We start from the raw sequence: 11,886 nt of genomic DNA, 5'->3' as shown, positions 1-11,886 counted from the left end.
CAGGCACTTTCAATACGTCATCTTGACACTAGAAGATCAACATCAGTAGCCCAATGACCACCAGCAGGCCAATCATGAAAATGATACCGACGGTGCTTGCCAGGAATTTCAACATGTCGTTTCTTCTTAAGTGTATCGGTCAGCTCTTCATGAACTAACGGCGCAGCTACTGGCGAAAGCCTTGAAGATGGCCGCTTCAGCCTTCGAGTTAAAGGGTAGGAGTCACTAGGGGTTTGTGCAAACGAGCGTACCTGGAACGCTTATTCAGACGAGTGTTTGGCGCTCAGGGTGATGCCGATGGCAAAATGCCAGTTTCCTGTAGTCGTTGAAAGGTTGCCCACTCGATGACTGCGACGCCTGGAGACGATTCTGGTGACGCCTATGACCCTTCTCGATAAACGGGCCTTCTACCTGCTGGAAGTCAGTAGCTGTGGGGGGATTCGCGCGGCGGCCGAGCATCTTCAGCTGAACCCTTCCGTGGTGAGTCGGCAGGTGCGCTCGCTGGAGCAGGCGTTGGGTATGGCGCTGCTGGAGCGCCAGGGGCGTCATGTGACGCTTACCGAGGCTGGCCAGTTGGTCGTGGAAGGCTTTCTGGCCCAGCGGCGCTTGAATGCCGAGCTGACCGATACGCTGGCGCGGCTGCGCAATTTGCAGGCGGGCAAGGTCGTGGTGTCGGTGGGGGATGGGTTCGTGGACAGTTTCATCAATCACGTGATGCGGCGCGTTGCCGAGCACTACCCTGAGGTGTTGATCGAGATCAAGACCGGCATCTACTACCCGCGTGAACCCCATGACATGGTGGCGAACGATGAAGTGGACATCGCCATTACCTATGGCCCTATTTCGGACCCTCGGCTGGTGGTGCACTCGTTCGAGCGGGGGCCGCTGTGTGCGCTGGTGGCGTCGTTTCACCCTTTGGCCAGGCAATCCAGCGTAAGCGTGGCAGAGCTGTTGCAGCAGAAGTTGATCTTTCTGCCGGAGGTGTCCGGGTCGCAGCAGTTCGTGAATGCCCTGTTTGCAGCAGCAGGGCAGCCAGCCACGCCCGCGTATCGCTGCAATTTGCACTCGGTGGCCCGGCGCATGGCCAGTGCAGGGGTGGGGGTCGCGTTCATGACGGCCGCCGCGGCGCGCAGCGAGATCGAGGCGGGGTTGCTGCAGGCGGTGCCCATCGATCACCCCATGGCCGCCCGCAGCCAAGGCAATCTGGTACGCCGCGTCGGCAGAAGGCTGTCGCCCGCTGCCGACTATTTGTGGAAGCTGATGAAAGCGATGCAGTAAGGCTAGTTCGCCATCATGTAGACCCCTGGCCCGATGGGCCAGCCCATCATCAGCCAGAACATCAAAAACGCCGACCAGGCCAGCATGAAGCCCATGGCCAAGGGCAGCATGGTGGCGATCAAGGTGCCTAGTCCCATGTCCGGTTTGTAACGCTGCATGTACACCAAAGCCACCGAGAAGTAGGGGCTCATGGGCGAGATGATGTTGGTGCTGGAGTCGCCGATACGGAACATCGCCAGCACGAAGGCTGGGTCGAAGTCGATCATCATCAGCATGGGTACGAACACCGGTGCCATCAATGCCCACTGGGCCGAGCCACTGGTCATGAAGAGGTTAAGGGTGGCGCTCATGACGATGAACGCGCCCACCAGCGGCAGCCCGGTAAAGCCCGTGTTCTGGAGAATGTTGGAGCCCTCGATGGCGATATACTGCCCCAGTGCCGACCAGCCGAAATAGGCGATGAACTGGGAAATGGCAAAGAACAGCACCAGCGTGGGGGCCAGGTCGCTGGCAGATTCGGCCATGCGCTGCGGGACGTCGCGACTGCTGGTGATCTTGCCCGTGGTGATGCCATACACCAGACCAATCGTCACGAAGTAGAGAAACATCAGCGGAACGAGAGAGCTCAAAAACGGCGAGGGAATCAAACCGCCGTCATCGTTGCGCAGCGGCGAGGCCTCCGGCAGCACGGCCAGTAACACCAGCGCGATGTACGCCAGCGTTGCCAGCCCCACGCGCTTGAGGCCCCGGCGTTCCGAAGCGGTCAGCTCAGGGGTTACCACGTCGGTCTTGAAGTCCTTGCTCATGGGTAGCGTGCGCTGCAGGCGGGGCTCCACGACCTTGTCGATCAGCAAGGTGCCGACCATCGCCAGCACGAAGACCGAACAGGCAACGAAGTAGTAGTTGTCGACGGGCGAGACATACGCCTCGGGGTCGACCAGTCGCGCTGCTTCCGTGGTGATGCCCGCGAACAGCGCATCCCCGACGGTGATAAACAGGCTGGCATCGAAGCCAGCCCCAGCGGCGGAAAGTTCACGAAGTTGCTGACCACGCTGGTCAGCATGAACTCGACCCCCTCGGCCGATAGCAGGCTGCGCACGACGACCTCGTCGCCGGTTTGGGGGTTGATGGCCGAGACGCCCAGTGCCGACAGCAGGGCCGAGACCACGACCACCAGGGCGGCGAGCACAGTAAACAGAATAAAGGGGTGCGGCAGCTTGTTGCCCACCCGTTCAATGGAAGTCAGAACACCTTGCATGAGTGAATCCTTGTTGAGACGTTGTTATTGCAATCGTGTTGGAGGTGTCGCTCAACGGCACTGGAGCAGTGAACGGGCCAGCGCCACGAACATCCCGGCGGCCACCGGCAAGATGGCATCGTTGAAGTCGTAATGTTCGTTGTGGAGGTACGCGCTGTCGCCATTGCCCACGAAGAAGAAGCAGCCAGGCACCTCTTGCAGGTAGAAGGCAAAATCTTCGGCGCCCATGGTGGGCATGTAATCGAGCTGCTGGATGTCTGGGCTGACCCCCTGCTCGGTAGCGATGGCCAGCACCTGCCGGGACCACTCGGCGTCGTTGACCAGCGGCGGAATCTGGTGCTGATGCTCCATCGAGAAGTGGGCGCCGTGGGCGGCACACACCCCAGCCACCACTTGTTCCAGTTTGCCCACCAGGGCGTTGCGTGAGCTTTCACGGTCGCTGCGAATATTGACCAGCAGCTCTGCCGTGCCCGGAATGACATTGGCGGCATCGCCCGCATGAAAGGCGGCCACGGTGATCACGCCAGCTTCCAACGGTGATTTGTGGCGGCCCACCAGCCCTTGCAACTGCTGCACCAGCGACGCCCCCACATAAATGGGGTCGACTGCCAGATGCGGCATGGCAGCGTGGCCTGATACGCCCGACAAGGTGATCTTGAAGGTATCGTTACCGCCCATGGCCGGGCCGGGTTTGACGAACAGCTGCCCTGCGGGAAAGCCTGGGCGGTTGTGGTAGCCAAAAATGGCCTCTACCTGCGGGTGCTGGAGCACACCGGCCTTGACCATTTTATCCGCACCGTTGCCGCCCTCTTCACCCGGTTGAAACAGCAGCTTGATGTAGCCGCAAAGCTGGTCGCGCTGGGCGATGATGGCTTCTGCGGCCAGCAGCAGCGTGGCGGTGTGCCCGTCGTGGCCGCAGGCATGCATCAGCCCGTCGCGCTGGGAGCGGTGCTCGAACGCGTTGGCTTCCCTGATGGGCAGGGCATCCATATCGGCCCGAAAGGCAATCACGGGGCCGGGGCGGCCGGTGGCCAGCTCGGCCATGACGCCGGTGGTCGCCAAACCTTCGGTCACGTGATACCCCAGGTCGCGCAAGCGCTGGGCCACGAGGCGGGCGGTCTGCGTTTCCTCGAACTTCAGCTCTGGGTGTTGGTGCAGCTGGTGCCGAATGGCAACTGCTGCTTCGATCTGTGCGTCATTGAAAAAGGGGGGGTAAGGCATTTCCTGTCCTCTGGTGCCGTTGTCTGTGTCGTTATGGGCTTCTATAACGCTAAGCGACTTGACGGGCAGGAACGAGTGCCTGGCAGGGTGAGTTTGTTGCCTTGAAAGCAACACTCGATGATAGCGAGCGGCTGGATGTCTGACTGTCAGTCAGCCGCTCATGTCATGAGGCTGCGGATGTGCGTCGTTCAGAACGAATAGTGGAACGAGGCTGTGACGCTGCGCTCGGCACCGAAATAGCAGAAATTCAGGTCGTAGCAGGAGGCCACGTACTCTTTATCCAGCAGATTGGTGGCATTGAGCCGCGCTGACATGTTGTCGAGGCCCACGCGACTCAGGTCATAGCCCAAGGTGGCATCGACCAGGGTGTAGTTGGGCACTTTTTCGGTGTTGGCATCATCGGCCTGGATATCTGCGTGGTAGCGAAGGCCAAGACCTGTGTCCACACCCGCCAAGGCACCTGACTGGAAGGTATAGTTGCCCCACACGGCCAACTGGTGGCGGGGAACCTGATTACTGCGGTTGCCTTCATTGGCATCGTCGGTCTTGGCTAACGTGACATCGGTGTGGCTGTAAGCAGCTTGCATGGAGAGGGCGTCGGTGAACCGATGGTGCGCCTCTAGCTCGACGCCACGGGACTCGATTCTGCCGGTGGCGCGATGGAAGGTTTCATTGGGCAGTTTGGTGGCCACATTCTCTTGGGTGATATCAAAGAGGGCAATGCTGTACTGGTCGCGAGTGCCAGGAGGTTGATACTTCACCCCCAGCTCCACCTGCTCGCCTTCGGACGGGGCCAGCAGGTCGCCGTTCTGGTCAGTAGTGCTGTTGGGGCTGAACGATGTGGTATAGCTGAGATAAGGCGCGATCCCGCTGTCGAAGCGATACAGCAGCCCGGCGCGGCCACTCGACTGGGTATCATTCAGTGAACTGGTGTCACCGCTGTCCTGGTCGGTATTGGTGATGTCGACCCAGTCGTGGCGCAAGCCCAGGTTGGCGTGCCAGTGGCCGTAGGACATCTGATCTTGTAGATAAACGCCGGTTTGCTCCAGCGCACGGTGCTGGCGCACCTCTGGGTACATGGCGCTGGGGCCTGCGCCGTAGGTTGGGTTGAACGCATCGATGGTCGGGAAGGCGCCTGAGGTCCAGGTCACGTCGTTGTCGCGTTGCTGATAGTCCAGGCCGAACAAGAGCGTATGGCTCAAAGCACCGGTGGACAGCCTGGCTTCCAGCTGGTTGTCGACGGTGAGGGCATCAAGCGACTCGTCGCCGCCAGAGTAGTAGCGCGCGAGTTCGGTGGCCGAGGCCCAGCCAAAGGCATATACCTGATCCAGCTCGACATCGGTTTCGGTGTAGCGCAGCCGTTGGCGGGCGCTGAGTGCGTCGTTGAAACGGTGCTCGAATTCGTAACCGACCATGGTTTGATCGCGGCGGAATTTTTCAAAGGTATCCTCGCCTTCGAAGAAGGCATTAGAGATACGTCGTCCGTTGCGGTCGACCACCGTGCCTTCGTAAGGAAGCCCAGAGTGATAGCCTCCTTCAGGGTCTCGCTGCAAGTAGGCATGGAGGTTCAGGCTGGTATCGTCGCTGATATCCCAGCTCAACTGCGGAGCAATGGCATAACGCTGCTCTTCGACAGGGCCGAACTGCGTGTCGGAAGACCCCGCCAACCCCGTCAGGCGGAAAGCGACACGCCGTTCGGCATCCAATGGGCCAGTCACGTCAAATGCGGCGCTACGCTGAGCGTTATTGCCCACGCGCAGTCGTAGCTCGCCGCCTGGTTCGAATTCGGGTCGACGACTGGTCTGGGCCACCAATCCCCCAGGCGAGGCGCGTCCGTAAAGCACGGAGGCAGGTCCCTTGACGACTTCGATGGCCTCGAGAAACCAAGGGTCGATGGAGAGTGAGCTATAGGAGCCCCCATCGCTCATCACCTTCAATCCATCCAGGAACGTGTTGTTGATACTGCCGTCGGCGAAACCACGCAGCACCAGGTAGTCGTAGCGGTTGGAAGCACCGATCTGGTTGGTGAAGACGCCAGAAGTGTAGTCGGCTGCTCGCTGAACGGTTTCTGCGCCACGGGCCTCCCAATCGTCACGCTCGACCCGCGAAACCGCTTGGGGCGTCTCGATGAAAGGTGTGTCTGTCTTCGTGGCAGCACTGGCGGTCACGGTGAGGGTTTCCAGCGATGTATCGGCCTGAAGCGACATGGAAAGTGTGACGGAGGCCATGGCGACGGCTAGGGAAAGGCGATTTGACGGGGGCATGGATAATTCTCGACGTGAATTATTTTGGTAATGAGAATTATTTCATTTAAACGCCCCGTTGGGTTATGCAAGCTGAGCAATTCGTTATGCACAGCCAGCAGGCGGCGCTCAAGGTGAGGGTTTCGTCAGAGCGCTTGGTGAAACGCCAAAAGCGCGCCGAAACGCGGTCGTAAAGTTGCTGGTATGACGATAACCGCTCAAGTGTGCTGCCTGCTGGATGGTGTGCCCATCGAGCAACAGTTTGCGGGCTCGGTTCAGGCGCAATCGGCGCAGGTAGTCGGTGGGTGAACAGCCATAGGCCAGCTTGAAGTGACGCACTAATGTACTGGGGCTCATGGCCGCGCTGGCGGCTAATACCTCTAGCCGATGCTCGCGCTCGGGGGATTCCTCCAGCAGGCGGCGAACAGCCGCTAAGCGGCCAGGAGAAGCCGTGGCCTGAAGCGGCGCTTGGTGGGGGCGGGAGAGCCCCTGAGCCATTAGCTGTAGGGCCAGCCCTTGGAAGAATAGGCGTCGGGCATGGCCCGTCAAGGGCGACTGAACGCCATGCTCCAACGACAGGTGCAGGGCCGGCGGCAGAGACCAGGTGATGGACTGGGTGGGCAGCGGCTCGCCGCACCACTGCTGCAAAGCAGTAGCATCAAGGGAGAGCGAGAGGGTGCGAAGTCTTTGCCCTTCTGGCTGGTAGGCGTCGAGAAAATGTTGGTCGCTCAGGCAGACAGTATGGGCTTGTCCTGCGGTCAGCCAGTGCCATTCATTGTCGGTTCCCAGGCGTACACGCCCTTCGATCACGACGATGACCAGACATGCAGCCGTGCCCAGAGAGTGAGAGGCATAGGGGTGCACGACCTCGATGTCAGAGAGCACCAGCTTGACGCCAGGAAACAGCAGGCTTTCCTCGACTCGCCCTTGGGCGACAGGCAACTGGCCGGCTCGCTCCAGTGGGTGTGCCAACGCAGGAAAGCGGTATTCGATACAGTAGCGCTGGCCGTAATCGAGAAAATCCGCAACGGTGATCCGATCGATGGCAGCCCGGGTCATCTCGCTGTCTCCTGTCGGGGGCGATGCTTACCTTGGTCGAGAGGCCAATGGCGGCAGTCTGGTCGGCACGTGTCATGGTGGGCAACGGATGAGGGCCACGCCCACGAAGCGATGGGAACCCATCGTCCGTCATGGTTTACCGATATTAATATTAATGCCAATCATTAACAATAACGACTGTTTTGCTTGTGCGGTGGGCCGAGGATATTTTCTCGTGGCAGGTGGTGGCTCGTGAGAAACAATCGTTCACGATTTCGGAGTGTCCATCGCCATTTCGTTATGTAACGATGGAACGGACGAGAGTATGAACGATGGCGGGCATGACCGGCTGGAAGGTGGATCAGGCCCTGGAGTGACCTTTGGTATGGCACGGTGTGCCACCAGGTGAGGACCTATGCTGACCAAAGAGCGGGTGGTGTTTCGTAATAACGTCAAGATCCTGGGAAGCGGCGACACCACGCTGATCCTGGCCCATGGGTTTGGCTGCGATCAGAACATGTGGCAGTACCTGGTACCCAGGTTGAAAGATACCTATACCCTGGTGCTGTTCGACTACGTCGGGTCGGGGGATTCGCTGAAATCCGACTTCAACGAGGTACGCTACAGCACGCTGGATGGCTATGCCCGAGATGTCATTGAAGTGTGTGAAGCGCTGGAATTGACCAACACCGTCTTTATTGGCCACTCCGTCAGCAGCAATATCGGTTTGCTGGCCGCCGCGCAGGCGCCTGAACGCATTACCCGGCAAGTGATGGTGTGCCCTTCGCCGTGCTTTTTGAACATGCCCCCCGACTATTTCGGTGGGTTCGAAAAGGCCGACCTGGATGCGCTGATCGACTTGATGGAGAGCAGCCATACCGGCTGGGCCGAGTACCTGGCGCCTATCGTGGTGGGGGAAGAGGGCACCGAAGACCTCGTCGGCGAGCTGTCGGAGAGTTTCTGCTCCACCGACCCGACCGTGGCCAAGACCTTTGCCGTGGCAACGTTCTTTTCCGATTATCGTTACCTGTTGCCCATCTCGGAACACCCGACGCTGATCCTGCAAAGCGAAGATGACAAGCTGGCCAGCGTGGCCGTGGGCGAGTTCGTGCATCAGCTGATGCCCAACAGCCAGCTTTGCGTCATGCCGACCAAAGGGCATTGTATTCACATGACCCACCCGGACGCCGTCGCCGAGCAGGTCATTCGCTGGCTGAACCAGGCCGCCTGAGCGATGGCGCAGGCGGTCCACGACGGTTTCTGCCCCAGCTCAATACGATCAAGCCGTGCTCGTTCAGTTCGGCCACCCGGGCACTAGTAGTCAGGCCCACGCCTCTAAAAACGTACGCAGATTAGCCTACGTGGGTGTCAGCTCGCTATCAGGCGTGAACAGCCGCTGCCAGCCCGCATCACAGTGAGTTACAGGGCTAATCGGCTGGAAACTTACAGACATCATTGTCTACCGGTGGTTAGAACAGCCGTCACTTGGCTTCTCCGTGTCATGGTCGGCAGCCTGCACTGTGTCATTGTGAAGAGGCAACGACACAGCAATCTCAGCCAGCCGCGTCATTATTAACCCGGCAATAAAATAGCTATGATGCGGCGTATCGAATTGACGGGGCTTTGAAGTATTTCGCGACTCGCCTCGGGAGCTTCTGAAGCTTCCGAAGGTGAGACATCGCCTTCCTCTTCAGCTGGTCTCTGCTGCGCGCCGGAGTACCGCTATGCACGCCGGCTTTGAGGTCGCAGTTCAGATACTCATCGGGGTTCAATTCCGGCGAGTAGGGTGGAAGGTAGAACACTTCAATCTCATCCCGATGCTCCGCCAGCCAGGCCTTGACGATCTTGGCGTGATGGACCTTGAGGTTGTCCAGGATCAGGAAGACCTTCCGCTTGGCTTCACGAATCAAGCGCTTCATGAAGTCGATCAGAATTTGCGCATTCATGGTGCCGTCGAAAAACCGGAACCGTACCTTGCCCTGGTTAGTGACGGCGGAAATGAGATTGATCGTCGCTCTTCTCGCATTGAGCCGGAGGACGGGGGTGACGCCTTGAGGTGAGTAGCCACGCACATGCTGGCTATCGCTACGCAACCCGGTCTCATCGCCCCAGTAAATCTCGGCATCTTCGGCCTTGGCTCGGGCATGAATGGTTGGGTAGTCCTCCTCCAGCCAGCGCTTTACTTCGGCTGGACGCTGCTCATAGGCCTGCTTCTTGGGCTTCTGAACAGTGAACCCCCAGCGTTTCAGATATTCGCCAATGGTGCGAATTGGCACCCACTTCCCGGTTTCCAGCTTGATCAACTCCTGTACGGCCTTGCGTGTCCACAGGGCATACTGAAGCTTCAACTGGTCAGGTGTCTTGTCGACCAACATGGCCTGGAGTCGACTTTCTTCATCAGGGGTGAGCTGGCGGCCAGAGCCCTCTCTTCGCCCACGAACCTGGGCGAGCAAGGCCTTTAGACCGCCTTCACGGTATTTCGTAAGCCACCGGCCGACGGTGAGGGGGTGAACGCCAACCTCCTTGGCGATCTCTTTGTTCTTCATCCCACGCTTGGAAAGGCGAACCGCAAGTTTTCGCTTTTCTTCCTGAGCGGCGGGATGGAGTGTGCGAGCATCTTCTCTGTTCATGCCGGCATTATAGCATATCTATTTGGATGCCGGGTTAATAGCGTGCGCAATGTCACCTGAAACTATGACAGAGCAAGCCAGTTACCGTCATCAGAACGAGCAGTAGAAGAACCAGCGAATAGCACTAGATAACTAGCATCGTCCGCTAACTGGTTAAATGGCACATGCTCGATGAGGTGTTCTACCCAATAGCCATCCGTTGCCAGGATGATAGAGCCTTGCCCGACCTCAAAGGGTATTACGTCAGGTTGGGTGAAACGTTTTGCTTTTAAGCTTCGAGTCAGTATGTGACGATTTGGAGACTGCTCAGGTGCTTCGCTTTCTGTGCTGTTCAAAGAGGTGGCGAGGGTATGCACCGGTGAAATCCACGTGATGTGTTTACCTTGGCGAACTCCTACCCGGCAGTCACCGCAGTTAATGCTAAACGCAGTGTGCTGTGGTGAATTGACGATAACGGCTGCGTAGCTTCCAGATTCTGCCGGGTAATCTCGGCGCAGTGCTTGGCAAGCTTGCTTCATCGCTATGATCACTTCTTCTGGAGAAAGTGAACGGTGATGACGTACACCTTCAAGGACATGCCTCGTCCACTCGTAGGCGAAATCAACACCTCTAGGCCCGCGCTGCGAAATATCCACAATCAGAGCAAACGTAAACTGCTCATTGGCGACATGGCCGCCCATGTCCCGGTTGTCAGGGCAGTGTTGCCCGCGTTGGCTTGTCCAACTGGCCCCCCTCATGCAGTGTTTCCTGCCAGTTTCTCCAATCTTTCGAAGATCAGCGTTTCACGCGCTGAGTCATTCAAGGCAGTCCCCTGTACGGCATACTCAAAGTCAGGGTGGCGAAGCAGTTCAGCGAGTTCTTCTGCGAGATAGGTACGCAGTTCTTGTGAAGCGCCGGCTACCTCCGCCAGTAATTCTTCGCGGCCATCAACCAAGGCCAGAAGATCTTCAACATCGCGGCTTTCCAAAGGGTCGCATTTTCCACGCCCTTTATAGGCTTCAAGCTTGGTTGCTAAGAAATAAACAGGCTGCACTAAATGTATGGTGACGGTATCTGTCAGCACGAAGGGCTGCGCCGTACTCAGCGCCTCAGCATACCAGCGGTTGGTAAAACCATAGGCATGACCTGTGTCGGGCATGAAATCTACCCGCAGTTCATCCAGTTTCATGGCGCAAATAGGGTCATTCTCATCCAGTGAGTGGCTAAAGCCCCGTTGACGCAGCACCTTTTCCAGTTCATGCATACCCATGTAACCTACGACATGAACGATAAGATCCACATCATCTGTGTGACGCACTTGCTCGCGGGAAAAATCATCAGTGAGCAGTAATCCCGTTGTACACCCGCCGACAAAAGCAACCTGCTGTAAAAGGTCACTGCCCAGTGCCTGCGCTACTTTGGCGATCATGGCGATATGGGATGAGATTTGTGCCATGGTGATACCTATTTGCGTATAAGTGCATACAGCTGATTTTCCGCCAACTTTCGTTCACGTGCTTGGCCCAAACGAAGGGCGTCGGTTAACGCCAAAAGCGCGTATAGCTGCTGATCTTGCCTGACGGCATAGGTCACGCTTTTGTATAGTGGCTCTACACTGACTCCTTTAGTATTGCCGCGTGCATCAGGCCACACCGGTAAAAGCTCACCAGCAGTCATCAGTTTACCTTCAAGCACCGGCGCGCCCAGGCTGGTTGAAATGCCACGCGTCACGGCCCCAGCGGTGGCGGGGAACACATAGCGAAGCCCGAACACAAGAAACTCAAATAATGCCTTTCTATTAACACGGGGTATGCCGGTTGAGTGCTCGGGCTTCGCTAGGCCCACCGCGTAGCACCGCTTCAATGCTAAGCTGATTTGAGTACGGCTGATGCCTGTTGATTTTTCCAAGGCACGTACACCGTACTGCTCGGCGATAAATCGTTCATGCAGCTCATGGCGCGACCAATGCGGCTCCAGGTCGAGGGAGTTCTGTTCGCCTTCTACCTCCCAGTCTTGCCAATCTGGCAGCGCCTTCTTGGCACGGGTGGGAACCTCACCTGCTTTCAGGGCTTTTTCTGATTGATTCAAGCTAATCAGCTTGAATAGTAAAACGATGTCTTGACTTTTCATGGCATATTCAATCCCCGTGTCCCGTGTCCTGGGACACGGGACAACACTCGGTGAGTACTAGCAGTAAGTCAATAGGTAAGGGTAAGAAATGACCAGCTTGTATGAAAAA

Annotated in this window: 11 protein-coding genes and 1 pseudogene; 2 read left to right on the top strand and 10 right to left on the bottom strand. The window is 57.9% G+C overall.

Annotated elements, in window-relative coordinates; translation table 11 throughout:
- Positions 1–28 precede the first annotated feature (28 nt).
- Positions 29–115, bottom strand: coding sequence for a small membrane protein YohP (locus RVM26_RS14300; protein WP_443089279.1), 87 nt, complete (start codon positions 113–115; stop codon positions 29–31).
- Positions 116–381: 266 nt separating this feature from the next.
- Between RVM26_RS14300 and RVM26_RS14295 the strand changes: the two genes are divergently transcribed.
- Complete coding sequence (locus RVM26_RS14295; RefSeq protein ID WP_081194444.1) at positions 382–1,278, top strand: LysR family transcriptional regulator; 897 nt, start codon at positions 382–384, stop codon at positions 1,276–1,278.
- Between the two features lie 2 nt (positions 1,279–1,280).
- Here RVM26_RS14295 and RVM26_RS14290 read toward each other — a convergent pair whose 3' ends face one another.
- The 5 genes and pseudogenes from RVM26_RS14290 to RVM26_RS14270 form a co-directional block, all read right to left on the bottom strand.
- The gene (locus RVM26_RS14290; RefSeq protein ID WP_498941771.1) at positions 1,281–2,252 is read right to left on the bottom strand and encodes an AbgT family transporter; all 972 of its coding nucleotides are present in this window, start codon (positions 2,250–2,252) and stop codon (positions 1,281–1,283) included.
- Between the two features lie 111 nt (positions 2,253–2,363).
- A pseudogene (locus RVM26_RS14285) lies at positions 2,364–2,536 on the bottom strand (AbgT family transporter); the annotation flags it as partial.
- Between the two features lie 51 nt (positions 2,537–2,587).
- Positions 2,588–3,757 carry a M20 metallopeptidase family protein gene (locus tag RVM26_RS14280; protein WP_498939329.1) on the bottom strand — a complete coding sequence of 390 codons (1,170 nt, stop codon included), beginning with the start codon at positions 3,755–3,757 and terminating at the stop codon, positions 2,588–2,590.
- Between the two features lie 188 nt (positions 3,758–3,945).
- Positions 3,946–6,021, bottom strand: coding sequence for a TonB-dependent siderophore receptor (locus RVM26_RS14275; protein WP_498939327.1), 2,076 nt, complete (start codon positions 6,019–6,021; stop codon positions 3,946–3,948).
- 108 nt (positions 6,022–6,129) lie between these two features.
- Complete coding sequence (locus tag RVM26_RS14270) at positions 6,130–7,059, bottom strand: helix-turn-helix transcriptional regulator (protein ID WP_498939325.1); 930 nt, start codon at positions 7,057–7,059, stop codon at positions 6,130–6,132.
- Positions 7,060–7,453: 394 nt separating this feature from the next.
- Here RVM26_RS14270 and RVM26_RS14265 point away from each other — a divergent pair, with 394 nt between their 5' ends.
- Positions 7,454–8,269, top strand: coding sequence for an alpha/beta fold hydrolase (locus RVM26_RS14265; protein ID WP_498939323.1), 816 nt, complete (start codon positions 7,454–7,456; stop codon positions 8,267–8,269).
- 361 nt (positions 8,270–8,630) lie between these two features.
- On the opposite strand, the gene RVM26_RS14260 is transcribed toward RVM26_RS14265, so the two are convergent.
- The 4 genes from RVM26_RS14260 to RVM26_RS14245 form a co-directional block, all read right to left on the bottom strand.
- Positions 8,631–9,668: an IS630 family transposase gene (locus RVM26_RS14260; RefSeq protein WP_498938783.1), complete on the bottom strand. Its 1,038-nt coding sequence runs from the start codon at positions 9,666–9,668 to the stop codon at positions 8,631–8,633.
- Between the two features lie 62 nt (positions 9,669–9,730).
- Positions 9,731–10,405 (bottom strand): hypothetical protein, encoded by a 675-nt coding sequence (locus RVM26_RS14255; RefSeq protein WP_498939321.1) that lies wholly within the window; start codon positions 10,403–10,405, stop codon positions 9,731–9,733.
- The gene (locus RVM26_RS14250; protein ID WP_498939319.1) at positions 10,402–11,103 is read right to left on the bottom strand and encodes a hypothetical protein; all 702 of its coding nucleotides are present in this window, start codon (positions 11,101–11,103) and stop codon (positions 10,402–10,404) included. The genes RVM26_RS14255 and RVM26_RS14250 overlap by 4 nt, the downstream gene beginning before the upstream one ends.
- An 8-nt stretch (positions 11,104–11,111) precedes the next feature.
- On the bottom strand, positions 11,112–11,777 hold the full coding sequence (locus RVM26_RS14245) for a hypothetical protein (RefSeq protein ID WP_498939317.1): 666 nt from the start codon (positions 11,775–11,777) through the stop codon (positions 11,112–11,114).
- Positions 11,778–11,886: the final 109 nt, after the last annotated feature.

The organism is Halomonas sp. KM072, assembly GCF_050710315.1.
Classification (GTDB): Bacteria; Pseudomonadota; Gammaproteobacteria; order Pseudomonadales; family Halomonadaceae; genus Vreelandella; species Vreelandella hamiltonii.
The sequence above is the reverse complement of the archived record's forward strand: the minus strand, read 5'-3'. Positions and strand labels throughout refer to the sequence as shown.

Excerpts from the sequence above, each read along its gene's own strand:
- RVM26_RS14265 (WP_498939323.1), top strand. The coding sequence starts at position 7,454 with ATGCTGACCAAAGAGCGGGTGGTGTTTCGTAATAACGTCAAGATCCTG.
- RVM26_RS14245 (WP_498939317.1), bottom strand. The coding sequence starts at position 11,777 with ATGAAAAGTCAAGACATCGTTTTACTATTCAAGCTGATTAGCTTGAAT.
- RVM26_RS14300 (WP_443089279.1), bottom strand. The coding sequence starts at position 115 with ATGTTGAAATTCCTGGCAAGCACCGTCGGTATCATTTTCATGATTGGC.
- RVM26_RS14260 (WP_498938783.1), bottom strand. The coding sequence starts at position 9,668 with ATGAACAGAGAAGATGCTCGCACACTCCATCCCGCCGCTCAGGAAGAA.
- RVM26_RS14255 (WP_498939321.1), bottom strand. The coding sequence starts at position 10,405 with ATGAGGGGGGCCAGTTGGACAAGCCAACGCGGGCAACACTGCCCTGAC.
- RVM26_RS14280 (WP_498939329.1), bottom strand. The coding sequence starts at position 3,757 with ATGCCTTACCCCCCCTTTTTCAATGACGCACAGATCGAAGCAGCAGTT.
- RVM26_RS14275 (WP_498939327.1), bottom strand. The coding sequence starts at position 6,021 with ATGCCCCCGTCAAATCGCCTTTCCCTAGCCGTCGCCATGGCCTCCGTC.
- RVM26_RS14270 (WP_498939325.1), bottom strand. The coding sequence starts at position 7,059 with ATGACCCGGGCTGCCATCGATCGGATCACCGTTGCGGATTTTCTCGAT.
- RVM26_RS14250 (WP_498939319.1), bottom strand. The coding sequence starts at position 11,103 with ATGGCACAAATCTCATCCCATATCGCCATGATCGCCAAAGTAGCGCAG.
- RVM26_RS14295 (WP_081194444.1), top strand. The coding sequence starts at position 382 with ATGACCCTTCTCGATAAACGGGCCTTCTACCTGCTGGAAGTCAGTAGC.